The sequence below is a fragment of the Streptomyces sp. NPDC058701 genome (assembly GCF_042715295.1).
Taxonomy (GTDB): Bacteria; Actinomycetota; Actinomycetes; order Streptomycetales; family Streptomycetaceae; genus Streptomyces.
Genome location: NZ_JBHXSY010000005.1, coordinates 74,297 through 97,123, shown reverse-complemented (window position 1 = coordinate 97,123; position 22,827 = coordinate 74,297). Strand labels below are relative to the sequence as shown.

Annotated in this window: 19 protein-coding genes and 1 pseudogene; 3 read left to right on the top strand and 17 right to left on the bottom strand. The window is 73.0% G+C overall.

All coding sequences use genetic code 11. The annotated features are described in order from the left end of the window. The first annotated feature begins 80 nt into the window (after nt 1-80). Nucleotides 81-1,229, top strand: a complete 1,149-nt coding sequence (locus tag ACFWW8_RS06810; protein ID WP_386524594.1) for a glycerate kinase — start codon at nt 81-83, stop codon at nt 1,227-1,229. Between the two features lie 229 nt (nt 1,230-1,458). After that, nucleotides 1,459-4,296, top strand: a complete 2,838-nt coding sequence (locus tag ACFWW8_RS06805) for a SpoIIE family protein phosphatase (protein ID WP_386524592.1) — start codon at nt 1,459-1,461, stop codon at nt 4,294-4,296. Between the two features lie 30 nt (nt 4,297-4,326). Here ACFWW8_RS06805 and ACFWW8_RS06800 read toward each other — a convergent pair whose 3' ends face one another. The 17 genes and pseudogenes from ACFWW8_RS06800 to ACFWW8_RS06720 all read right to left on the bottom strand — a co-directional run bounded on the left by ACFWW8_RS06800 (nt 4,327) and on the right by ACFWW8_RS06720 (nt 21,432). Further along, nucleotides 4,327-6,384: a SpoIIE family protein phosphatase gene (locus ACFWW8_RS06800; RefSeq protein ID WP_386524590.1), complete on the bottom strand. Its 2,058-nt coding sequence runs from the start codon at nt 6,382-6,384 to the stop codon at nt 4,327-4,329. A 127-nt stretch (nt 6,385-6,511) separates the two neighbouring features. After that, nucleotides 6,512-7,930, bottom strand: coding sequence for a phytoene desaturase family protein (locus tag ACFWW8_RS06795; protein ID WP_386524587.1), 1,419 nt, complete (start codon nt 7,928-7,930; stop codon nt 6,512-6,514). Nucleotides 7,931-7,997: 67 nt separating this feature from the next. Then, on the bottom strand, nt 7,998-8,822 hold the full coding sequence (locus tag ACFWW8_RS06790) for an inositol monophosphatase family protein (RefSeq protein ID WP_386524584.1): 825 nt from the start codon (nt 8,820-8,822) through the stop codon (nt 7,998-8,000). Between the two features lie 123 nt (nt 8,823-8,945). Next, a pseudogene (locus ACFWW8_RS06785) lies at nt 8,946-9,086 on the bottom strand (response regulator transcription factor); the annotation flags it as partial. A gap of 106 nt (nt 9,087-9,192) precedes the next feature. Continuing rightward, the gene (locus ACFWW8_RS06780; RefSeq protein ID WP_386524582.1) at nt 9,193-9,948 is read right to left on the bottom strand and encodes a hypothetical protein; all 756 of its coding nucleotides are present in this window, start codon (nt 9,946-9,948) and stop codon (nt 9,193-9,195) included. Between the two features lie 48 nt (nt 9,949-9,996). Next, a complete protein-coding gene (locus ACFWW8_RS06775; protein ID WP_386524580.1) occupies nt 9,997-10,539 on the bottom strand; it encodes a hypothetical protein in 543 nt (180 codons plus the stop codon). Nucleotides 10,540-10,566: 27 nt separating this feature from the next. Then, nucleotides 10,567-11,379 (bottom strand): hypothetical protein, encoded by an 813-nt coding sequence (locus tag ACFWW8_RS06770; protein ID WP_386524578.1) that lies wholly within the window; start codon nt 11,377-11,379, stop codon nt 10,567-10,569. Further along, nucleotides 11,376-11,918: a hypothetical protein gene (locus ACFWW8_RS06765; RefSeq protein WP_386524576.1), complete on the bottom strand. Its 543-nt coding sequence runs from the start codon at nt 11,916-11,918 to the stop codon at nt 11,376-11,378. Before ACFWW8_RS06765 ends, ACFWW8_RS06770 begins: the two co-directional genes overlap by 4 nt. After that, the gene (locus tag ACFWW8_RS06760) at nt 11,915-13,192 is read right to left on the bottom strand and encodes an MCE family protein (RefSeq protein WP_386524574.1); all 1,278 of its coding nucleotides are present in this window, start codon (nt 13,190-13,192) and stop codon (nt 11,915-11,917) included. Before ACFWW8_RS06760 ends, ACFWW8_RS06765 begins: the two co-directional genes overlap by 4 nt. Continuing rightward, nucleotides 13,189-14,475, bottom strand: a complete 1,287-nt coding sequence (locus ACFWW8_RS06755) for an MCE family protein (RefSeq protein WP_386524572.1) — start codon at nt 14,473-14,475, stop codon at nt 13,189-13,191. The genes ACFWW8_RS06760 and ACFWW8_RS06755 overlap by 4 nt, the downstream gene beginning before the upstream one ends. Further along, nucleotides 14,472-15,497: an MCE family protein gene (locus ACFWW8_RS06750; RefSeq protein WP_386525093.1), complete on the bottom strand. Its 1,026-nt coding sequence runs from the start codon at nt 15,495-15,497 to the stop codon at nt 14,472-14,474. Before ACFWW8_RS06750 ends, ACFWW8_RS06755 begins: the two co-directional genes overlap by 4 nt. Further along, on the bottom strand, nt 15,497-16,546 hold the full coding sequence (locus ACFWW8_RS06745; protein WP_386524570.1) for an MCE family protein: 1,050 nt from the start codon (nt 16,544-16,546) through the stop codon (nt 15,497-15,499). Before ACFWW8_RS06745 ends, ACFWW8_RS06750 begins: the two co-directional genes overlap by 1 nt. Beyond that, a complete protein-coding gene (locus tag ACFWW8_RS06740) occupies nt 16,543-17,598 on the bottom strand; it encodes an MCE family protein (protein WP_386524568.1) in 1,056 nt (351 codons plus the stop codon). The genes ACFWW8_RS06745 and ACFWW8_RS06740 overlap by 4 nt, the downstream gene beginning before the upstream one ends. After that, complete coding sequence (locus tag ACFWW8_RS06735) at nt 17,595-18,848, bottom strand: MCE family protein (RefSeq protein ID WP_386524566.1); 1,254 nt, start codon at nt 18,846-18,848, stop codon at nt 17,595-17,597. Before ACFWW8_RS06735 ends, ACFWW8_RS06740 begins: the two co-directional genes overlap by 4 nt. Nucleotide 18,849: 1 nt before the next feature. Beyond that, entirely contained in the window at nt 18,850-19,656 is an 807-nt protein-coding gene (locus ACFWW8_RS06730; protein WP_383915667.1) for an MlaE family ABC transporter permease, read from the bottom strand. Nucleotides 19,657-19,660: 4 nt separating this feature from the next. Beyond that, the gene (locus tag ACFWW8_RS06725; protein ID WP_386524565.1) at nt 19,661-20,425 is read right to left on the bottom strand and encodes an MlaE family ABC transporter permease; all 765 of its coding nucleotides are present in this window, start codon (nt 20,423-20,425) and stop codon (nt 19,661-19,663) included. Then, nucleotides 20,422-21,432: an ABC transporter ATP-binding protein gene (locus ACFWW8_RS06720; RefSeq protein WP_386524563.1), complete on the bottom strand. Its 1,011-nt coding sequence runs from the start codon at nt 21,430-21,432 to the stop codon at nt 20,422-20,424. Before ACFWW8_RS06720 ends, ACFWW8_RS06725 begins: the two co-directional genes overlap by 4 nt. 735 nt (nt 21,433-22,167) lie before the next feature. On the opposite strand from ACFWW8_RS06720, the gene ACFWW8_RS06715 reads away from it, so the two are divergent. Beyond that, nucleotides 22,168-22,803 carry a hypothetical protein gene (locus ACFWW8_RS06715; RefSeq protein ID WP_386524560.1) on the top strand — a complete coding sequence of 212 codons (636 nt, stop codon included), beginning with the start codon at nt 22,168-22,170 and terminating at the stop codon, nt 22,801-22,803. Nucleotides 22,804-22,827: the final 24 nt, after the last annotated feature.

Genomic DNA, 22,827 nt, shown 5'->3' with positions numbered 1-22,827 from the left:
GCCACCCATGGGCATAGGAGGATCCTCCGGATAGGCTCATGGCGGCGCGACTGCACTGTTCGATAGCAAGGGAATGGCAAGTGACGGACGGAGCAGTAACTGAGACCGCGCGCGTGCTCATCGCCGCGGACAAATTCAAGGGCTCGCTCACGGCCGTGCAGGTCGCGGAGCGGGTGACGGCCGGGCTTCGCGCGGCCGTACCGGACGTGGAGATCGAGACCCTCCCCGTCGCGGACGGCGGCGACGGTACGGTCGCGGCCGCCGTGGCGGCCGGTTTCGAACGCCGGGAGGTACGGGTCACCGGACCCCTCGGTGACCAGGTCACGGCCGCTTTCGCGCTGCGCGACGGCACCGCTGTGGTCGAGATGGCGGAGGCCTCCGGGCTGCAGCTGCTGCCCGCGGGCACCTTCGCGGCGCTGACCGCCACCACGTACGGCTCGGGCGAGCTGCTGAAGGCCGCCCTGGACGCGGGCGCCCGCTCGATCGTCTTCGGCGTGGGCGGCAGCGCCACCACCGACGGCGGCGCCGGCATGCTGGCCGCACTGGGCGCGGTGTTCCTGGATGCGAACGGCGAACCGGTCGGACCGGGCGGCGGCGCACTGGCCTCGCTGGCCTCCGCGGACCTGTCCGGGATCGACCCGCGCTTCGCAGACGTGGACTTCGTCCTCGCCAGCGACGTGGACAACCCCCTGACGGGCCCCAAGGGCGCGCCCGCGGTCTACGGACCGCAGAAGGGCGCCTCGCCGCAGGACGTGGCGACCCTCGACGCGGCGCTGGCCCACTTCGCGGTGGTGCTGGAGAAGTCGATCGGCGCGAAGGCCGCCGCATGCGCGGTCCTCCCGGGCGCGGGCGGCGCCGGCGGCATCGGGTACGGGGCGCTGCTGCTCGGCGCGACGTTCCGCCCCGGCATCGAGCTGATGCTGGAGGTACTGGGCTTCGCGTCGGCGCTGGAGCGCGCCACGGTGGTCATCACCGGCGAGGGGTCGCTGGACGAGCAGACCCTGCACGGCAAGGCCCCGGCGGGCGTGGCGGCCGCCGCGCGCGCGGCGGGCAAGCCCGTGGTGGCGGTCTGCGGCCGCCTGCTGCTGGGCCAGGAGGCCCTGGAGGCGGCCGGCATCCGCCGGGCGTACCCGCTGACGGACCTGGAGCCCGACCCGGCCAAGTCCATCCCGAACGCGGGCCCCCTGCTGGAGCGGGTCGCGGCGAACATCGCCGCCGACATCCTCTGACCGGTCCGGTTTCCGAGGACCTGCCCACCGGCCCCGGTACCGGTCGCGGCGGCCGGGGCCCGGGCCCCTTCGGGGGTCCGGGCCCCGGCCGTTCCCGGGCCGGTGCGCGGGCCGGACGCCGGCCGCCCCGGCACCGGTCGGGACCCGGGCGCGGTCCCACCGGTGCCGCGCGGACCCCGGCGCCCGCGCAGCCGCCGCCAAACCACCGCGACAGTGTTAGAAATGGCTCATGACCGGACGCAAGGGTCGCCAGCCGACCGGGTGGGGTGCGCGGCTGCTCGCGCGCCTGTCCAGGGGGATGCGCAGTGTCGCCGGTCAGGTCTTCGCCTTCCAGGCGGTCGTCGTGCTGCTGCTGATCGGCGCCGCCTCGGTGGCCCTGCTGGTCCAGGCCCGGTTCGACAGTCAGCGCGATGCCCGCCACCGTTCGCTCGCGGCCGCGGAGGCCTTCGCGCACGCCCCCGGCCTCCCGGAGGCCCTGAGGGCGCCGAACCCGACCGCCGAGCTCCAGCCGCTGGCCGAGGCCGCCCGCCTGGCCTCGGGGATCGACTTCATCGCCGTCATGGACACCTCCGGGGTCCGCTACACGGACTCGCGGCCCGAGCTGATCGGGCGGCGCGCCACCGGCGACCTCTCCCGCGCCGTCGCCGGGCAGTCGTTCACCGAGTCCTTCGAGGGCGCGCCGAGCGACGCGGTCCGGGCCGTGGTGCCCGTACGGGACGCGAGCGGCGCCGTCGTGGGGCTGGTCGGCACCGGCATCGAGGTGGAGAACGTCTCCGACGTGGTCGAGGACCAGCTCCCGCTGCTGGTGGGGGCCGCCGCCTGCGCCCTGCTCCTCGGCACCGGCAGCGCGGCCCTCGTGAGCCGCCGGCTGCGGCGCCAGACGCACGGCCTGGGCGCCGCCGAGATGTCCCGGATGAGCGAGCACCACGAGGCGGTCCTGCACGCCGTGCGCGAGGGTGTGCTCATCATCGGGGCCGACGGCCGGCTGGTCCTCGCCAACGACGAGGCCCGCCGCCTCCTGGACCTGCCCGCCGACGCCGAGCGGCGTCACGTCTCCGAACTCGGCCTCGACGCGCGCACCACCGAGCTGCTGGTGTCGGGCCGGGTCGCCACGGACGAGGTCCACCGGGCGGGCGACCGGCTGCTGGCCGTCAACGTACGGCCCACCGAGCCGTACGCGGGCCGGCCCACCGGCAGCGTCATGACCCTGCGCGACACCACCGAGCTCGCCTCGCTCTCCGGCCGGGCCGAGGTGGCCCGCGGGCGGCTCCAGCTGCTGTACGACGCCGGGGTGCGCATCGGCACGACCCTGGACGTGGTGCGGACCGCCGAGGAGCTGTCGGAGGTGGCCGTGCCGCGCTTCGCGGACTTCGTCACCGTCGAGCTGCTGGAGCCGGTGCTGCGCGGCGACGAGCCGGTCCGGGCCGGTGGCGCGTACACCGAGATGCGCCGGGCGGCGATGAGCGGGGTCCGCGCCGGCCAGCCGCTCCAGCCCGTCGGCGACCTCATCCGCTTCGCCGTGTCGACGGCCCCGATGTCGGCGGCGCTGAACGCCGGGCACGCGGTGCTCGCGGCCGATCTGAACGCCGCCATGGGGTGGCGGGCCCAGGACCCGGCCGGGACCCGGGTGGCCCTCGACTACGGGCTGCACTCGCTGATCTCCGTACCGCTCCAGGCGCGCGGGGTGGTCCTGGGCATGGCCAACTTCTGGCGGGCCGCCGACACCCCGGAGGCGTTCGACGAAGAGGACCTGTCCTTCGCCGAGGAGCTCGGGGCGCGCGCGGCCGTCTCCATCGACAACGCCCGCCGCTACACGCGGGAGCACGCGACGGCGGTGGCCCTCCAGCGGAGCCTGCTGCCCCGGGTGCTGCCCGACCAGACGGCCGTGGACGTGGCGTTCCGCTACCTCCCGGCGAAGGCGGGGGTGGGCGGGGACTGGTTCGACGTGATCCCGCTGCCCGGGGCCCGGGTGGCGCTGGTCGTCGGGGACGTCGTCGGGCACGGGGTGCACGCCGCGGCCACGATGGGCAGGTTGCGGACCGCCGTGCACAACTTCTCCACCCTGGACCTGCCGCCCGACGAGCTGCTCGGGCACCTGGACGAACTGATCCACCGGATCGACCAGAACGAGTCCGGGCCCGGCCCGGCCGGCGACGGCTCCGACGCCGCCGGGTCCGGCGGGGCGGCCGACGGCTCGGGCCCCGGCGGGACGGAGCTCCTCGACGAGCCCGCCGCCGTCACCGGCGCCACCTGCCTGTACGCCGTCTACGATCCCGTCTCCGGCCGGTGCCTGATGGCGAGCGCCGGGCATCCGGGGCCCGCCCTGGTCCACCCCGACGGGCGCGTGGAGTTCCCCGAGATGCCGGCCGGCCTCCCCCTCGGCGTCGGTGGCATGCCCTTCGAGGCCACCGAACTGCGGCTGCCCGAGGGGACCCGGCTGGCGCTGTTCACCGACGGACTGGTCGAGGACCGCGACCGGGACTTCGACACCGGGCTGGTCCTGCTCGCCGAGACCCTGGCCCGGCCGGGCCGGAGCCCCGACCAGGCCTGCGCGGACGTGCTCGCCGCCCTGCTGTTCCCGACGCCGAGCGACGACATCGCCCTGCTCATCGCCGACACCCGGCGCCTGGAGCCCGACCGGATCGCCGAGTGGGAGGTGCCCGGGGAGCCGTCGGCCGTGTCGCGGGTGCGCAACGCGGGCTCGGCGCAGCTCACCGCCTGGGGCCTGGAGGACATCGCCTTCCCCGCCGAGCTGATCCTCAGCGAGCTGGTCACCAACGCCATCCGGTACGGCAGCGCTCCCGTACGGGTGCGCCTGCTCCGCGACCGGAGCCTGGTCTGCGAGGTCTCCGACGGCAGCAGCACCTCCCCGCACCTGCGGTACGCGGCCACCACCGACGAGGGCGGGCGCGGGCTGTTCCTCGTCGCGCAGTACGCCGAGCGGTGGGGCACCCGGTACACCGAGCGGGGCAAGGTGATCTGGGCCGAGCTGCCCCTGACCGGGGGCGCGGAACCGCCCGCGGCGGCCCCGCTGGACCTGGACGCGCTGGAGGACCTGGCCTGGTGACGGGGCCCGTGCGGACCGGGTGGCCGCCGGTCAGACGGGCAGGGTGCGGGCCAGCAGGACCGCCACGTCGTCCTGGGGGGCGCCCGGCAGCAGCCCCGCCAGGATCCCGTCGCACAGCTCCTCCAGGGGCTGCCGCACGTCCCCCAGCGCCAGCGCCAGCTGGGCCATGCCCTGGTCCAGGTCGCGGTCCCGGGCCTCGATGAGCCCGTCGGTGTACAGCGCGAGCAGGCTCCCCGGGGGCAGCGGCACCGCCTCGGTGCGGAAGTCCTGCCCCCCGGTGCCCAGCGGGGTCCCGGGCGGGCCGTCGAGGAACGTGATCGTCCCGTCGGCGGTGACCACGGCCGGCGGCGGGTGGCCGGCGCGCGCGATCTCGCACACGCCCGTCACCGGGTCGTGGACGGCGTACACGCAGGTGGCCATCTCGTCCTCCCCCAGGTCGGCCACCACGGCGTCCAGCGAGCGCAGCAGCTGCGCCGGGGGCACCTCGTGGCGCGCGAGGGTCCGGACGGCCGTGCGCAGCTGCCCCATGACGGCCGCCGCGTGGATGCCGTGTCCCATGACGTCGCCGATGACCATGCCGGTCCGCCCGCCGGACAGCCGGATGACGTCGAACCAGTCCCCGCCCACGTCGTGGTCGCTGGCCGGCAGGTAGCGCCCGGTGAGCTCCAGGCCGGCGACCCGGGGCAGCTCGCTGTTGGTGAGGCTGCGCTGGAGGGTCAGGGCGGCCTGCCGCTGGCGGGTGTACATCCGTGCGTTGTCGATGTTGAGGGCCGCGCGGGCGATCAGCTCGTCGACGAGCACGCAGTCCTCCTCCTCGAACGGCTCCCGCCCGCGGACCCGGGTGACGGCGACCGCGCCCAGCACGGCCCCCCGGGCGACCAGGGGGATCAGGCGGGCGGAGCCGAGGGTGGCGAGGTAGGCGCGCAGGGCCTGGGCGCGCGGGTCGGTGATCAGTGCGGGGATGTCGGAGAGGTACAGGTTCATGGCCCGGCCGCCGGCGATGACCCGCTCGTAGACGGTGCCCCGGGGGATCTGGAAGGTCTGTCCCGCGGCGAGCTTCGCGGTGGGGGCGGTCGGGTCGGGGAATCGGGCGGCCAGGCGGCGCAGGACGCCGCGCGTCGACGCTCCGGCGTCGTCGGGTTCCAGGACGGCTTCCAGGAGCTGGACGTCGGCCGAGTCGGCGAGCCGCGGCACCAGGACCTCCACGATCTCCTGGGCGGTCTGCTCCAGGTCCAGGGTCGTCCCGATCCGGGTGCCGGCCTCCGCGAGCAGGGCGAACCGGCCGCGGGCCCGGTCCGCCTCGGCCTGGGCCCGCTGGCCCTCGGTGATGTCGATGAGGGAGGCGATCACGCCGAGGGGCCGCCCGTTGCCGTCCAGCAGCGGGGCGTACGAGCAGGACCACGTGCGGTCGTGCTCGGGGTCGGCGGGGGTGCGGCCCGTGCGGCGGACGTCGACCACGGCCGTGCCGCTGTCGAGGACCTGCCGCATCGTCGCCTCCAGCGCGATGGCGTTGACCCCGGGCACCACCTCGGTGAGCCGCTTGCCCAGGTGCTCGGCGGCGGAGACGCCGTTCATCCGGGCCAGCGCGTCGTTGACCCGCAGGAACCGCAGGTCGGTGCCGAGGGTGGCCAGGCCGATCGGCGACTGGGTGAACAGGCTCTGGAGGGCGGCGAGGGAGTCCCGCATGTGGAGGACCTCGGAGGTCTCCACGGCGATCAGCAGCGCCCCGGTGCGCCCCCGCGGGTCGGCGGCGGGGACGATCCACATCTCCATCGTCACGCGGTGGCCGTCGCGGTGGCGCACGGGCAGCGTCCCGACGACGGTCTCCCCGGCCTGGACACGGCGGGTCAGGTCGTCGGCGAGCCCGCGGTTGGCCTCGGGGACGAGCACGCTGCTGCCGGGCCGGCCGAGGATGTCGGCGGGCCGGTGTCCGAGCAGGTCCTGGGCGGCGAGGGACCACTCCACGATCAGGCCGTCGGCGTCCTCCCGCCACAGGGCGAGGGGGAGCAGCTCGCGGAGCACACCCGCGTATCCGACAGCCGCCGCCGGCTGGTCCGGCACCTCGCTCGTCGACTGGTAAACGTCCAACGCACCGACCTCACCCCGGGGGGCCTGATTTCCTTCGGATTCACCCTATCCGAGGCATCGCCGGGAGGCCCTGTGTCGCGGGCGGACGGCCCGGCGGGCGGCGGGCACCGGCTCCGGCCCCGACCGCTCAGGAGCCCTGGCGCAGGTGGCGCCAGACCGCCTTGGCCGCGTTGTGGCCCGACATGCCGTGCACGCCCGGGCCCGGCGGGGTCGCCGAGGAGCAGAGGAAGACCGCCGGATGCGCCGTCGTGTACGGGGAGGGGGTCAGCTTCGGCCGCAGCAGGAGCTGGAGCCCGGAGGCGGCGCCGCAGGCGATGTCCCCGCCGACGTAGTTGGGGTTCTTGGCGGCCAGCTGCGGCGGCCCGGCGGTGGCGCGGGCCAGCACCAGGTCGCGGAAGCCGGGGGCGAAGCGCTCCAGCTGGCGCTCGACGGCGTCGGTGAGGTCGCCGTCCCAGCGCGCGGGGACGTGCCCGTACGCCCAGAAGACGTGCTTGCCCTCGGGCGCCCGGCCGGGGTCGACGAGGCTCGGCTGCGCGGTGATGAGGAACGGCGTGCGGGGGGCCCGGCCGCCGGAGGCCAGCTGGAGGGCGGCGTCGATGTCCCGGGTGCGCGGACCGATCTGGACGGTCCCGGCCCGGCGCGGTTCCCCGGCGGTCCAGGGGACCGGTCCGTCCAGCGCATAGTCGATCTTGAAGACGGACGCGCCGTACCGGTAGCCGTCGTAGGCGTTGCCCAGGCGGGCGATGCGGGCGAGGGCGGTCGGCGAGGTGTCGAAGACGTACGCGCGGGCCGGCGGCAGCTCGTCGAGCCGTTTCACCTCGAAGCCGGTGTGGACGGTCCCGCCGAGGTCGCGCAGGTACGCGGCGAGGGCGTCGGAGATGGACTGCGATCCGCCGCGCGGCAGGGGCCAGCCGTTCGCGTGCGCGGCCAGGGCGAAGACCAGGCCGACGGCGCCGGTGCCGATCCCGCCGAGGGGGGCGATGACGTGGGCCACGAGTCCCGCGATGAGGGCGCGGGCGGGTTCGTCGCGGAACCGGCGCAGCAGCCAGGTGGAGGGCGGCAGCCCGGCCAGCCCGAACCGGGCGAGCGTGACGGGGTCCCGGGGCAGCGCGGTGGTCGGCAGCGACATGAAGTCGCGTGCCAGGGTGTCCCACTTGCCGAGGAACGGCGCGACCAGGCGACGGTAGGTGCCCGCGTCCCGCGGCCCGAAGGACGCCGCCGTCTCGGCGACGGAGCGGGACAGGACGGCGGCGGTGCCGTCGTCGAAGGGGTGCGCCAGGGGCAGCGGGGCGTGCAGCCACTCCAGCCCGTACCGCTTCAGGGGCATCGTGGCGAAGACCGGCGAGCCGATGCCCAGCGGGTGCACGGCCGAGCACGGGTCGTGACGGAAGCCGGGGAGCGTGAGCTCCTCGGTCCGCGCTCCCCCGCCGATCGAGTCGGCGGCCTCGAAGACGGCGACCGAGAAGCCGCGGCGGGCCAGTTCGACGGCGGCCGTCAGCCCGTTGGGACCCGCCCCCACCACGACCGCATCGAGGATCGACGACACTTGCGACTCCTTCGTCCGGCGGCGCCTGCGCCACCAGGATATGGCGCCCCTCGGGGCGGCCGGTCCGCTACGCGCCCCGGAGCAGGTCCCGGATGTGTATCGCGGTGGCCTCGTCGCGGCCGACCGCGAAGGGCAGCGCGTTGTCGCGGTCCACCCGGAAGGGGACCCCGTCGACCGTGCTCTGGGCCCCGCCCGCCTCGGCGACCAGCAGCAGGCCGGCCGCGTGGTCCCAGGCGGAGGGCCAGGTGAAGGCCAGGCCGTCCATCTCGCCGCGGGCCACCCGCAGGTACTCCAGGCCCGCGGAGCCGCAGGGGCGGGCCGCGACACCGGGCACGTCCAGCCGGGACAGGGTCCGCTTGTCCGCCTCGGAGGTGTACAGCGGGTGGGCCGTGGCGACCCGCAGGTCGGCGCCCTGATCGGGCGAACCGCTTTGGATGCGAACTCCGTTGACGTACGCGCCCTGCCCGCGGACGGCCGTGGACATCTCCTCCAGCGCCGGGGCGAAGGTCCAGGAGGCCAGGATCTCGCCGCGGTGGGCGAGCCCGACCAGGGTGCAGAAGGCGGGGTCGCCGTTGACGAACTGGCGGGTGCCGTCGACCGGGTCGACGATCCACACGGGGGCGTCCTCGCGCAGCGCGCCGTACACCGTCGGATCGGCGTGCACGGCCTCCTCGCCGACCACGGCCGAACCGGGCAGCAGCCGCGTGAGGGAGGCCGTGAGGTGCTCCTCGGCCTGCCGGTCCGCGATGGTCACCAGGTCGTGCGGACCGCTCTTCTCGTCGACCTCGTGCTCGGCGAGCTGCCGGAACCTCGGCATGATCTCCACCGCCGCCGCTTTGCGGACGGCCTCTTCGACATCGGACAGGCCACGGGCCAGGAACTCATCGATCATGCCCCCAGCAAAGCACGCCCGACCGACAAACCCCACCGGCGGCCGGAACGGGAGGACGGACACCGGGTGGCCGTCCGGTGAACCGGGATCCGCCTCCCGGGCCCGGGCGCGGCCGCCAGGGCCTCAGACCTGGCCGCCCGGTACCACCAAGCGGCTCTCGTAGGCCGCGACCACCGCCTGCGCGCGGCTCTCCAGGCCCAGCTTGTTCATGGTGCGGTTGAGATGGCTCTTGACCGTCGCCTCGCTGACGAACAGCCTCCAGGCGAGCATGGGGCAGAAGGAGTTGAAGCGTCGGGCCGTTTCGTGCGTCTGGCAACCTCCCGGAGCGGCCGGCGGCCGCCGTCACGGCGGTCCGCGCGCGGCCTCCGGCTCAGCGGCCGAAGGTGTCGATGCCCTCCACCAGCCAGCGCCCGTCGCGCGCGACGAGGTCGAGGGCGAACATCGCGCCCGCGTAGACCCCCTGGTCCTGGGCGGCCTGGCCCTCAGGGGCCTGCTTCCCGGTCCCCGCCGTGCCCACGCTGCTCTGGTCCGCGTAGATCAGGACGCGCGCCCGGTCGCCGTCGATGCGCTCGACCGCGCTGTCGGTGACCGTCGTGGTGACCACCGTCTTCTGCTTCCCGGCCTGGGCGAGGACCTCGCCGAAGAGCGCCCGGTGCTGGGTGACGGCCTTGCCGGTGAGCAAGGTCTTCGACGCGCTCTCGAAGGCGTCCGGCTTCGCGTGGTCGTACGAGAAGAGGGAGGCCACCGCCTTGGCGGTCTGACCCTTGATCTCGCTGGTGCGGGCCAGGTCGGTGAGCGCGGTGTTGCCGCGTGCCGGATCGTCCCGCAGCGCGGCGGCCCGGCTCTGGGCGAAGCCGGCGAAGGCTCCGAGGAGGAGGGTGAGGACGCAGAGGATCAGGAGGGGGGCCAGGTTCCTCCCACCGCCCCTCGCGGTGCCGGCCGCTGCGGCCCCCGCGTCGCGCTCCGGCGGCTCCTGCCGCTTCGGCCGGGCGCTCTTCCCCGCGGACGCGCCGCCGAGGGCCTGCTCCGGTCCCGTGTCCCCGGCGGCGCGCGCCGCGGGGACCGTCTGTCCGCCGACGGCCCGGCGGCGGCGCTGGCGGTTGATGAGGTGGCGGGTCGTCGACATCGTGCGTGTCCTCTCGGGTGCGGGTGGTTCTCGCGGTGCGGCGGCCGGTCAGCCGGACGCCGTGCCACCCACGGGCGCCTGGCCCAGCGCGCTGAGCTTCCAGTGGGTCCCGGTGCGGGTCAGTTCACCGAGCATGCGGCTGTCCTTCTCGCTGCTCTTGTCGTCGGCCGCCTTCACCGTGATCCGCAGGGCGACCAGCACCCTGGCCCGGCCTGCGCGGTCGTCCAGTTCGGTGACGGCGCCGGACAGCACCCGGGCCGTCGTCACCGTCTTCGCAGCCTTGACCTGATGGGCGAACTCGGTGCGCCCCTGCACGAGCTGGTCGTGCAGTTCACCGGTCGTGGACGACTCCCACAGGTCGAGGCCCTGGTCCACCTTGGTGTGGTCGAGGGTGTTGAGGTTCTGCACGGCCTGTTCCGCCGCCGCGAGCGCCCGGTCGCGCTGGAGTGCGTACGCGGCGGACTCGTCGTGGCTCGCCCCGTACCAGCCCAGGCCGGCCCAGGCGGCGAAACCGCCCGCGATCAGGGTGAGCACGACGGCGGCGGCCAGGATCGGCCGGGCGCCCCCGAGGGCGCGGACCGCGAGTGTCATGGGGTGGTCCCGTCTCCCGCTCATCGCTCAGCGGGCCTTGATGTCGACGATCTGCCAACGGTTCTCCTGGAACCGGGCGGTGACGGTCAGCTGGGCCGCGGCCGAGGTGGCGGCGCCCCCGTCCCGCTGCGAGGTCTGGTCGAGGAGCACCAGCAGCCGTGCGGTGTCCCCGTCCAGTTCGATCACCCCGGTGCGGACGGCCTGCGTGGTGAGGGTGAGCTTCTGTGTCTCCAGGTTCGTACGGAGCTGGGCGAACAGGTCGTCGTACTGCCGGGCGGCCCGCCCCCCGAGCACCGTCCGCGCCGATCGCGCGGTGGCGTCGGCGCCGGTGGGGGTGTACGAGAAGATCCTGGCCAGGCCGTCACCGACCTCGGCGCTCACCCGCTCGGTGGCCACGGTGTCGGTGAGGGCGCGGTTCTGCGCGGACGGGGTGGAGTGCAACCGGTGCGCGCCGTGGAAGAAGGCGCTCCCGCCCAGGAGCAGCACGACGACGGCCGCCGCGAGGGCCGCCGTGTGCCACCGGCCGCCGAAGCGGGAGCCGGCGCCGCCCCGGCCGTCCGGGGTGGCGTGGCCGTCCGGGGTGGCGTAGCCGTCGGAACCGCCGTCGGCCTCGTCCGGCGCCCCGTCGTCCGTCGCCTGCGGGCCGCCGTCGGCCCTGCCCGCGTCCCCGGTGGCCGGGCTCGCACCGGCCTCACCGGCGGGCTCGGCCTTCTGCGTCCCGGCAGCGGGCCCTCCCGGCGCCTCCCGGTCGGCCGTGTCCGGCGCGACCGGGCCGTGCGCGGCCTCCGGCACCCCGCTCTCCGCGGGTCCGTCCGTCGTCTTCTCAGGCAGCCGCGTCACCGCGCCCCGCTCCCCCCGGTGGCGGTCCCGGAACCGGCGGCGCCCGCGCCCGCCACCGGAACGGCGCTCAGCGCCCTGACCTTCCACGTGGCGTCGCCCGTGCGCTCCAGTACGGCCTCCAGCCGCTTGCGGTCGCCGGTCGTCTTCGAGGCGCCCTCGGGCGTGACGTCGACGCGCACGGTCGCGATGAGCTTCGCCGTACCGGCACGGACGTCCAGCGCGGTGACGGCCGCCTCGGTGACGGTGGCGCGCGCCGAGGCGCCCGTCGCCGCCCGGGTGGCGCTCAGTTCGGTGTGCAGCGGCCCGGTGGAGGCCTCGCGCCACGCCTTGATCCCGGCCTCCGCGTGCTCGCGCGTGGACGCGTCCAGGGTGGTGAGCACCGCGATGTGGCCGCGGCCCTGGGCGAGGGCGTCGTCCCGCTCGCGGCTGAAGGCGAGCCCGTCGTCGGTGCGGGCCTGCGCGTACGTCCAGGCCCCGGTCCCGCAGAAGGCGAGCGCCACCGCCAGTCCCGCGCCCGCGAGGACGCGCGCCCGCCTCACCGGCCGCTCCCGGCGCCGAGGCCGAGCAGCCCGGCCATGTCGGTGGGTCCGCCGTCCTGGGCCGGCAGGCCGAGCGCCCCGGGCAGGGCCGCCGCGGCCGGCGCGGCGGCGGAGCCGGCGCTGCCCGAGGGCAGGGAGCCGGGTCGGGCCGGGGTGGGGACGGCCCCGCCCTTCGGGGCGTTCGCGGAGCCGCGCACGTTCGTCCCGGACGAGGCGGGACTGGTGCAGGAGGCTGCGGTGTTCAGGGCGGGTGCGGTACCGAGGTCGAGGCCGTTGCGGTAGCGCGTACCGCCGTAACCGGAGGTGCAGGGAAGGGGCTTGAAGAAGGTGACGGCCATGCCGAGGTTCATCCGTCCTCCGTCGACGGTGGTGGCGCCCGCGGAGACGGCCGCGGGGAACTTCACGAGGAGCTCTTCCATGCCGCGCTGCCGGGTCACGGCGATCTCCGAGGTGGTGAGCAGGTTGGCGAGGACCACGCCGAGGCTCGGATCGAGATCGCGCAGGAGGCCGCTGACCTGCGTGGCCGCGCCCGGGGTGACGGCGAGGAGGCGGCGCAGGTCGCTGTCGGAGCCCTTGAGGGTGACGGCGAGGTCGCGCGCGCCGGTGGCGAAGTCTCTGATGGCCTGACCTTCTTCGGCCTGGGTGCGCAGGACGACCTCGCCGTCGTTGATGAGGCGGCTGGTCGCGGGCAGGGAGCGGTCGGCTGCCTGGACGAACGCGCTGCCGCTGTCGATCAGTGCCTGGAGGTCGTCGCCGTGCCCCTCGAACGCCGCGCCCAGTTCGTCGACGACCGTGCGCAGCGAGTCGAGCGGAACGGACCGGGTGAGGTCGTTCATGCTGGTCAGGAGGTCGGTGACGGGCGCGGGTACCTCGGTGTCGGCCTGGTCGATACGGGCCCCGTCCGCGAGGAAGGGCCCCTGGTCGCTGTCGGGCCGCAGGTCGATGTACTGCTCGCCGACGGCGGACAGTCCGGCGACGACGGCCTTCGCGTCGGCGGGGACGGGGGCGGCCGACTTCTTGATGCGCAGCCGGGCCACGACCCCGTCGGCGGTGAGGTCGATGGCACCGACGCGGCCCACGGAGACGCCCCGGTAGGTGACGTCCGAGTGGGGGAACAGGCCGCCGGTGCGGGAGAGGTGGACGTCGACGGTGTAGTGGTCGGCGGCGCCGACGTAGCGGCCCAGGTCGGCGTAGCGGATGCCCAGGAAGCCGAGGACGAGGACGGCGATGACGAGGAACGCGAGGTTCTTCAGCCGTACGGCGAGGGTGATCACGGGGTCTTCCCTCCGTCTTCGGCTCCGGTCGCGGTGTCCGTCGCACCCGGAGCGGCGGACGGCCCGGCCGGTGCGGCGCTCTGGACGGGCGGCAGCGGCAGCGGTGACGCCGGCTTCGCGGACCCGGCGCCGGACGCGCCCCGGCGGAGGGTGGCGCCCGGATCGTCCGGCGGGGTGCCCGGATCGCCGGGCGGGGTGCCCGGATCGGCAGGCGGGGTGGGTGTGGCCTGCGGGACGAGCGGCGGGATGACGCGCGTGCCGGGTTCGGCGGCGATGTACAGGTAGGTGTTGAGGTAGTCGCCCTTGACGCCGCGCATCACCTCGTCGGTGAAGGGGTACGTCAGCAGCGCCTGGAGGGAGTCGGGCAAGTCGGTGCCGGCGTCGGCGAGTGCCTTCAGCGTCGGCGCCAGGGCCTTGAGGTCGGCGACCATGTCGTCCTTGCTCGCGTTCACGGTGGAGACGGTGACACCGGACAGCGTGTCGAGGGCCCGCAGCATCGTGAGGAGCGAACCCCTCTGCTCCTCCAGGGTCTTGAGGCCGGGCGAGAGACCGGTGAGGATCTTGCCCACGTCCTCCTTGCGCCCGGCCAGGGTGGTGGAGAGCCGGTTGACGCCGTCGAGCGCCCGCGTGATGTCGTCCCGGTGGGCGTCGAGTTCGGTGACGAGGGTGTTGACCCGCTCCAGCATGGAGCGGACCTCGGGTTCGCGTCCGCCGAGCGCCGCGTTCAGCTCCTTGGAGATGGTCTTCAGCTGGTTGACCCCGCCGCCGTTGAGCAGCAGGGACAGGGCGCCGAAGACCTCCTCGACCTCGGTGTTGCGGCTGGTGCGGGAGAGCGGGATCGTGCTGCCGTCGCCGAGGCGCGCACCGCCCGTGTCCTTGGCGGGGGCGGTGAGTTCGACGTACTTCTCGCCGAGCAGGCTGGACTGCTGCAGGCGGGCGCCCGCGTCGGCGGGCAGGCGGACGTCGCCGTTGATCCTCATGGTGACGCGCGCCGTCCAGTCGCCGGTCCCGAGCCGGATCTCGGTGACCCGGCCGACGGCGACGTCGTTGACCTTGACAGCGGACTGCGGTACGAGGCTGAGGACGTCGGTCAGTTCGGCGGTGACCGTGTACGGGTGGGAGCCGAGGTCCGCGCCGCCGGGCAGCGGCAGGTCCTCGATGCCGTCGAAGCGGGGCAGTCCGGGGAGCACCGTCACGGTGAGTACGACGACCGCGCCCAGGGCGACGATGCCGCCGGCCTTGGTCCCGGCGCCCTTGCCGGCGAAGGGGCTGCGGCGCTTCACCGGTCCCCCTTCCCGCCGGTGGCCGAGGAGCCGCCGGTCACGGGCAGCGGGAGCAGCGGTCCGCCCATGCTGATCTCGTTGAGGTTGGCCCGGCCGTCGAGGGTGCGGGTGTCCTCGTTGTACGCGCCCACCACGTTGGCCGCCGCGAGCGGGGCCACGTCCAGGGCTTCGGCGAGGGAGGCCCGCTGGTCGACGAGGGCCTGGGTGAGGGGGACGAGCCGGTCGACGTTCTGCTTCAGCTCGGCGCGGTTGTTCTGGATGAAGGTCTTCACCTGGGCCAGGGCCTTGCCGAGTTCGGCGAGGGCGCCCGCGAGGTCGTCCTTGTTGGCGGCGAAGAAGGTCACCACGTCGTCGAGGCGCTCCTGAGCGGTGCGGACGTCGCCGTCGTTGTCCTTCAGCATGGTGGTGAACGTCTGGAGCTGACCGAGGGTGGCGAACAGGTCGTCACTGCTGCCGTCGAGCGTCTTGGCCGCCTTGCCGAACTCCCTGATGGACGTGCCGATCGCGTCACCGTTGCCCTTGAGGTTCTCCGCGCCGGTGTCGAGCAGGCCGGACAGAGCGCCGGTCGCGTTGGCGCCGTCGGGGCCGAGGGCCTTGCCGAGGTCGGTGATCGAGGCGTACAGCTGGTCGATCTCGACGGGGGTGCGGTTGCGGGACGCGGCGAGCTGCGCCCCGTCGGCGAGCGCCGGGCCCGTGCTGTACGCCGGGGTGAGCTGGACGTACCGGTCCGCGACGATGCTCGGGGCGACGATGACGGCCCGTGCGTCGGCCGCGACGCGGACGCCGTCGTCGACGCGCAGGCGGACGCGCACCCGGGTGCCCTCGGGCTCCACGGACTCGATCTCGCCGACCCGTACCCCGAGGATCCTCAGGTCCGATCCGGCGTAGACGCCGACGGCACGGTCGAAGTAGGCGGTGACCCGGGTGCCGTCGGAGCCGAGGAGGCGTACGCCGACGAGTCCGACGGCCGCGAGCACCACGAGGGCGAGCCCGATGGTGAGGGGCCTTCTGGGTGTGGTCATCATTCACCGCTCCCCTTCGCCGCCGCCGGTGTCTGCTGCGGCGGTTGGCATCCGGTCTTGGGCTGCGACGCCTCGGGCAGGTAGTTCCGCGGCACGACTCCGCACAGGTAGCTGTCGAACCAGTGACCGTTGCCGAGGGTGTTGCCGACGAGCCGGTAGTACGGTCCGACGAGGGCCAGGGTCTTGTCGAGCTGGCTGCTGTTCTCCTCCAGGACCTTGGTGACGCGGCTCAGCGCCTTCAGGGTGGGTCCGAGCTGCCGGTCGTTGTCGTCGACGATGCCGCTCAGCTGCGTGCCCAGGTCCCGGCTGCCCTTGAGCAGGGCGCGGATGGCGTCACGCCGGTCCTTGAGCTCGCCGAGCAGCGAACCGCCGTCCTCCAGCAGGGTCTCGAAGCTGGACTTCTTTCCCTCCAGGGTCTTGGTGAACGTCCGGCTCCCCTGGAGGAGCCGGGTGAGCTGGGCGTCGCGGCTGGAGACGGACTTCGACAGTTCGGACAGGCCGGTGGCGGCGCTGCGCACGTTCGGCGGCGAGTTCTTGAAGGTGTCGGAGATGGTCTCGAAGCTCTCGGCGAGCTTCTTGGTGTCGATGGCGTCGACGGTGCCGCTCAGGTCCTGGAACGCCTGCGTCACGTCGTACGGGGACGTGGTCCGCGCCAGCGGGATGCGGCTGCGGGGGTTCTGGCGTGCGGCGCCCAGCGGGTCCAGGGCCAGGTACTTGTCGCCGAGCAGGGTCTTGATGGCGATGGCGGCGGTGGAGCGGTCGCCGATCCAGGCGTCGCCGACCGCGAAGGTCACCTTCACCTTGGGCCCGTCGAGGGCGACGCCGGTGACCGAGCCGACCTTGACCCCGGCGATGCGCACCTCGTCGCCGGTACCGAGACCGGCGGCCTCGGTGAAGTCGGCGCTGTAGGTGGTGCCCGTGCCGGCGAACGGCAGGCGGTCCGCGTGGTAGGCGAGGACGGCGATCAGGGCGAGCACGACGAGGCCGACGGCGGCCACCGCGACGGGGTTGCGGGCCCTGACGGGGGTGAACCGGGGCGGGCGGCTCATCCTCGGCACCTCGATTCCGTGACGATGATGCCGGTCGGCGGGTTGGAGCCGTCGGAGGTGCTCACACCGCTCACGCGGGCCTCGCAGAGGTAGAGGTTGAACCACGATCCGTACGAGGACAGGCGGGCCAGGGCGGCCATCTTGGCCGGGGTCCTGTCGAGGAAGGTCTCGATCTGCGGTGTGCGGTCGCCGAGGGTGCTCGAAAGGCGGCCCAGTTCGCCGATGCTCTGCTTCAGGGGGGCGCGCCCGTCCTGGAGGAGTCCCGCGGTCGTGGTGGTGAGGTCGCCCATCGCCTGGACGGCGTCGCCGAGGGGTTTGCGGTCGCCGTTGAAGCCCGTGACGAGCTTCTGGAGGGTGACGACGAGGTCGTCGAAGGCGGCCTCACGGGTGTTGAGCGTGTCCAGGACGGTGTTGAGGTTGGTGACGACCTGGCCGATCACCTTGTCCTTGGCGGCGACCGTGTGCGTGAGCGAACCGATGTGCCGGATGAGGCTGTCGACCGTGCCGCCCTCGCCCTGGAGGACCTGGATGAGCGAGCCGGCGAGCTCGTTGACGTCACCCGGCGAGAGACCCTCGAAGAGCGGCTTGAACCCGTTGAAGAGCAGCGTCATGTCGAGGGCGGGTGTGGTGCGCTCCAGCGGGATGGTGGCACCGGCCCGCAGGGTGCCGCCGACGTCGCCGCTGCCCCGGTCGAGGGCGATGTAGCGCTGCCCGACCATGTTGAGGTACTTCACGGCGGCGGTCACCGAGCCGGGGAGCGTACGGTCGTCGCGGACGCGGAAGGTGACCTGGGCGGTGCGCCGGTCGACGACGCGGACGTCGGTCACCTCCCCGACCTTCACGCCGGAGATCCGGACGCTGTCGCCGTCGATGAGCCCGGTGGCGTCGGTGAACAGCGCCTTGTACGAGCGGGTGTCCGAGCTCACGCCGGTGTTGGCGATGCTGAGCGCGAGCACGGTCGTGGCGAGGGCGGTGACCAGCACGAAGACGAGGGACTTGACCAGTGGTCCGGTCAGGGGTCGCCGTCGGGTGTGGGCGAGGTCGTTCGTCACTTGAGGATCACCTCCGTGCCCCGGTAGGCGGGTCCCGCCAGCAGGCTGCTCCAGTCGGGCAGTTCGCCGGCCCGCTTCTCGGCTGCGGGCGCGAGGAGTTCGTTCAGGAAGTCGTTCTCCTGCGGGGAGTTGGCGGGGCCGAGGTTCTGCTCGGCTGCCGCCGCGGGCCGCACGGCGGGGGCCACCGGGATGCCGAGGTAGGGCACCGGATAGCAGCGCGGACCGCCGCCCGCGGTGTAGGAGGGGGTGTCGCGACCGGGTGCGTACGCGCCGCGCGAGGGCACGGTGACCACGTTGACGTGCAGCCCGGGCTGGTCGGTGCCCTTGCCGAGCGCCTTGTCCATGGCCGGCACGAACTCGGCGAGGGTGCGCAGGGTGCAGGGGAAGGACGAGGAGTACTCGGAGAGCAGCTCCAGGGTGGGCCGGCCGGTGGCGCTGAGCCGGATGATGTTGTCCTTGTTCTGCCGCAGGAAGGAGGTGACGTCCTGGGCGGTGCGGGTGGTGGCCCCGAGGGTGCCGGCCAGTTCGGTCTCCTTCTCGGCGAGGGTGCCGCTGGTGGTGGTGAAGTCGGTGAGCGCCGTGACGATGTCGGGGGCCGCGTCCGCGTACAGGTTGCTGACCTTCACGAGTTCCTTGAGGTCGCGGTTGAGCGCGGGCAGCTCCGGGTTGAACTTCTGCAGGTGGGCGTCCAGTTGGGCGAGCGTGGCGCCGAGCTTGTCGCCGCGCCCTTCGAGGGCCCGGGACACGGCGGACAGGGTGGCCGACAGCTTCTGCGGCTGGACGGCGGTGAGCATGGGCAGGACGTTGTCCAGGACCTGCTGGAGTTCCACGGCGTTGCCGGAGCGGTCCTCGGGGATGACGGCCCCGGCGCCGATCGGCTCCGGCGAGGGCGCCGGCGGCGGGACGAGCGCCACGAACCGTTCACCGAACAGGGTGGTCGGCAGCATCTGTGCCCGTACGTCGGAGGGGACCCGGCCGAGGGTGCCGGGATCCATCGCGAGGGTGAGCCGGGCTCCCGTGCCGGTGGCCTCGATGGAGCGGACCTCGCCGATGACGACGCCGCGCAGTTTGACCTCGGCGCCCGGGTGCATCTCGTTGCCGACGCTGCCCGTCTCGACGGTGATCGGGGCGCTGTCGGTGAACTGCTTGTCGTAGACCGCGATCGCCAGCCAGACGAGGAGGGCGGGGACCAGCAGGAAGACGACTCCGGCCAGTCGGCGGCTCAGGGTCTCACCCCGTGGGCTGCTCATCTCACCCCGCCACCTTCACGGTCGTGGTCGCGCCCCACAGGGCCAGCGACAGGAAGAAGTCCGTGATGCTGATGATCACGATGGCGTTCCGCACGGAGCGGCCCACGGCGACGCCGACCCCGGCGGGGCCACCCGAAGCGCGGAATCCGTAGTAGCAGTGGGCGAGGATCACCATGACGCTGAAGATGAACACCTTGAGGACCGACAGCACGACGTCCGTCGGTGAGAGGAACAGGTTGAAGTAGTGGTCGTACGTTCCCTGCGACTGGCCGTTGAACAGGACGGTCACGTAGCGGGAGGCGAGGTACGACGAGAGCAGGCCGATCGCGTAGAGCGGGATGATCGCGACGACGCCCGCGATGATGCGGGTGGTCACCAGGTACGGGATGGAGCGGATGCCCATGCCTTCGAGGGCGTCGACCTCCTCGTTGATCCGCATCGCGCCGAGCTGGGCGGTGAAGCCGGCGCCGACGGTGGCGGAGAGGGCGAGCCCGGCGACCAGGGGGGCGATCTCGCGCGTGTTGAAGTACGCGGAGATGAACCCGGTGAACGCGGCGGTGCCGATCTGGTCGAGGGCCGCGTATCCCTGGAGGCCGACGACCGTGCCGGTGAACAGGGTCATCGCGATCATCACGCCGATGGTGCCGCCGATCACGCCGAGCCCGCCGGAGCCGAAGGCCACTTCGGCGAGGAGCCGTTGGACCTCCTTGAGGTAGCGGCGCAGCGTGCGCGGGATCCAGGCCAGGGCTTTGACGTAGAACAGGAACTGGTCGCCGGACCGGTCGAGCCAGACGAACGGGGAGGCCATCGCCTCAGCCTCCCTTCGGTGGGACGATGTTCAGGTAGACGGCCGTCAGCACCATGTTCACGAAGAACAGCAGCATGAACGTGATGACGACGGACTGGTTGACGGCGTCGCCGACCCCCTTGGGGCCGCCGCGGGGGTTGAGGCCGCGGTAGGCGGCGACGATGCCCGCGATGAATCCGAAGACGAGGGCCTTGAACTCGCTGATGTACAGGTCGGGCAGCTGGGCGAGCGCGGAGAAGCTGGACAGGTAGGCGCCCGGGGTGCCGCCCTGGAGGATGACGTTGAAGAAGTAGCCGCCGAGGGTCCCGACGACGGACACCAGGCCGTTGAGGAGCACGGCCACGCCCATCGTCGCCAGCACCCGCGGTACGACCAGGCGTTGGACGGGTGAGACGCCCATGACCTCCATCGCGTCGAGCTCCTCGCGGATCGTGCGGGAGCCGAGGTCGGCGCAGATGGCGGAGCCGCCGGCGCCGGCGATGAGCAGGGCGACGATGAGCGGGCTCGCCTGCTGGATGACGGCCAGGACGCTGGCGCCTCCGGTGAACGACTGCGCGCCCAGTTGCTGGGTGAGCGACCCGACCTGGAGGGCGATCACCGCGCCGAACGGGATGGAGACGAGCGCGGCCGGCAGGATCGTGATGCTGGCGATGAACCAGAACTGCTCGACGAACTCCCGGAACTGGAAGGGCCGTCTGAAGATGGACCGGCCCACCTCGGCCGCGAGGGCGAAGAGGCGGCCGGTGTGACGCAGCCCGTTCGTGATCACGAACCGCTCCCGGTGGCCGGCATCCGCAGGGTGGGCGCCTGCGCTCTGCGCGCGTACGTGTCCTCGATGGCGGCGCGGGCGGCGGGCGGCAGCGTGTCGAGCATGCCGAGGACCCGCTCGCGGCGCCGCAGGGCCGCCTGGCGCGGGGGCAGTCCGGGCGAGGGCTCCAGTTGCGGAACGATGACCCGGGGCGCGGCGGGTTCGGCGGCGGGGACGGCGGCCTCGGCGGCGAGCGTGGCCGCGTCCTTCTCCTCGGACATCCCGATGGGGCCTTCGCGCCGTCCCGCGAGGAACTGCGCCACGACCGGCTCGTCACTGGTGAGCAGCACTTCGCGCGGGCCGAAGGTGACGAGGTTGCGCCGGAAGAGCATCCCCATGTTGTCGGGGACGGTGGCGGCGATGTCGAGGTTGTGGGTGACGATGAGCATCGTCGCGTCGATCTGCGCGTTGAGGTCGATCAGCAGCTGGGAGAGGTTGGCGGTGCGGACGGGGTCGAGGCCGGAGTCCGGCTCGTCGCACAGCACGATCTGCGGGTCGAGCACGAGCGCGCGGGCCAGTCCCGCCCGTTTGCGCATACCGCCGCTGATCTCGCCGGGGAGCTTGCCCTCGGAGCCGACGAGCCCGACGACGTCGATGCGCTCCATGACGATCCGCCGGATCTCCGACTCCTTCTTCCGCGTGTGCTCGCGCAGCGGGAAGGCGATGTTGTCGAAGAGGGACATGGACCCGAAGAGCGCTCCGTCCTGGAACATCAGGCCGAAGAGCTTGCGGGCCTCGTATATGTCACGTTCGGAGCTGTTCACCATGTCGACTCCGGCCACGAGGACACGTCCCCGTTCCGGCTTCAGCAGACCGATGAGCGATTTGAGGAACACCGTCTTCCCGGTACCGGAAGGGCCGAGCATGACGCTGACTTCACCCGCGGGCAAGGTCAAGGTCACGTCCTGCCAGATGTTCTGCTTGCCGAAGGACATCGTCAGACCCTCAACAGCCACCTCGATTCCCATATCACCTCCAGCAGGCGTGTCGCGTGCGCTTCACAGGCCGCACGTTAGGTCGTTCGAGATCATCGGGACAATAGGCGTGACACCATTACGGCCCGGCGTCCCGGAATGTGTCACCGTGCGGACAAATCCGGGTGCGCCTCTTGTCTCCGGCGAGACAAGGTGGGCCCTCGCGGGGCCGTGAGCCGGATCGGCGGGCCCCGCCGAAGGGTGGTGGTCCCGGTGGGAGGCCGGGCCGAGACCGTCGGGCAGGACTGCTGCCGTCGGGGGCCGCCAACCAGGGGTAGAGCGTCGCACCCGGAACGCTACGGCTGGGTAACATCCGACGGCAATACGCGGGTCCGAGTTTTTCGCGACGCCGTCGGCACCTCCGCGTCATTTGTCACTCGGATTACACATGCGCACGGCCGATTGTCATGACGGAGAGCACTTCCTCTTCATATCGAGATTCATACGACCCGCCCCTGCGGAAAAAGTGGCAGCGCGGTGCGTGATCGATCGAAATTGTCGACATTGCGCACCCGGAGGCTAAGGCGGTACCGAGGACCGCTCACCCCGCGAACAGGTAATTCGGGCTCTTCAAAGAATCTTGAACTGCGCCATTGTTCAGCCAAGTTTCCCGCAAGTAACGTCAGCGTCGCGGCCGAGGAACACCGAGCCGCGGGTCCTCTGTGTCTCCCCCATCGCACAGCTACGGCCCACCTCTGCCGGTCAATCCCCAAGGAGAGTCCCAGAGCCATGAAGAAGACCATCAGAAACCTCGCCGTCGTCACCGGTACCGCCGCCGCCGCGTTCACCCTGACCGTGGGCCCGGCGTCGGCCGTCCCGTCCACCACCTGGACCGTCAACCCGTCCCCCTCCACCTACACGGCGACGAACAGCGGGAACATCGTCCTCAGCGTCAACGGCATCGCCATGACGTGTACGACGTCGGGAGCCTCCGGCTCGATGGCCAGCGCCACCGGCAACCCGGCCACCGTCGGCTCGATCAGCGCCATCAACTTCGGTGCCAGCGGCTCGCCCTGCACGAGCGTCCTGGGCAACGTGACCACCGTTCCCACCACCCCGTGGACCGTGGTGGCCCAGGACTACACCGCCGCGACCGGCGTCACCAAGGGCTACATCGGCAACGTGGACGCCAAGGTCACCGTCGGCGCCTGCGTCTTCCGCGTGACGGGCAAGGCGGCCGCCACGTACACCAACTCGACGGGCAAGCTCGCGGTGGCCAGCACCTCCGGTCAGCTCAACGTCGTCTCGTCGACCAACTGCGGCAGCGCCGTCCCGGTCGGCGCCAAGCCGATCTTCACCGGTGCCTACCTGGTCAAGAAGACCGGCACCGCGATCATCCCGACCATCGTCGGTACCAACCCGTAAGGCGTGCGGGAGTGCCGCCGGCAC

Coding starts and splice junctions, on each gene's coding strand:
- ACFWW8_RS06735 (WP_386524566.1), bottom strand. CDS start 18,848: ATGAGCAGCCCACGGGGTGAGACCCTGAGCCGCCGACTGGCCGGAGTC.
- ACFWW8_RS06720 (WP_386524563.1), bottom strand. CDS start 21,432: ATGGGAATCGAGGTGGCTGTTGAGGGTCTGACGATGTCCTTCGGCAAG.
- ACFWW8_RS06745 (WP_386524570.1), bottom strand. CDS start 16,546: ATGAGCCGCCCGCCCCGGTTCACCCCCGTCAGGGCCCGCAACCCCGTC.
- ACFWW8_RS06730 (WP_383915667.1), bottom strand. CDS start 19,656: ATGGCCTCCCCGTTCGTCTGGCTCGACCGGTCCGGCGACCAGTTCCTG.
- ACFWW8_RS06805 (WP_386524592.1), top strand. CDS start 1,459: ATGACCGGACGCAAGGGTCGCCAGCCGACCGGGTGGGGTGCGCGGCTG.
- ACFWW8_RS06780 (WP_386524582.1), bottom strand. CDS start 9,948: ATGTCGACGACCCGCCACCTCATCAACCGCCAGCGCCGCCGCCGGGCC.
- ACFWW8_RS06775 (WP_386524580.1), bottom strand. CDS start 10,539: ATGACACTCGCGGTCCGCGCCCTCGGGGGCGCCCGGCCGATCCTGGCC.
- ACFWW8_RS06715 (WP_386524560.1), top strand. CDS start 22,168: ATGAAGAAGACCATCAGAAACCTCGCCGTCGTCACCGGTACCGCCGCC.
- ACFWW8_RS06750 (WP_386525093.1), bottom strand. CDS start 15,497: ATGACCACACCCAGAAGGCCCCTCACCATCGGGCTCGCCCTCGTGGTG.
- ACFWW8_RS06790 (WP_386524584.1), bottom strand. CDS start 8,822: ATGATCGATGAGTTCCTGGCCCGTGGCCTGTCCGATGTCGAAGAGGCC.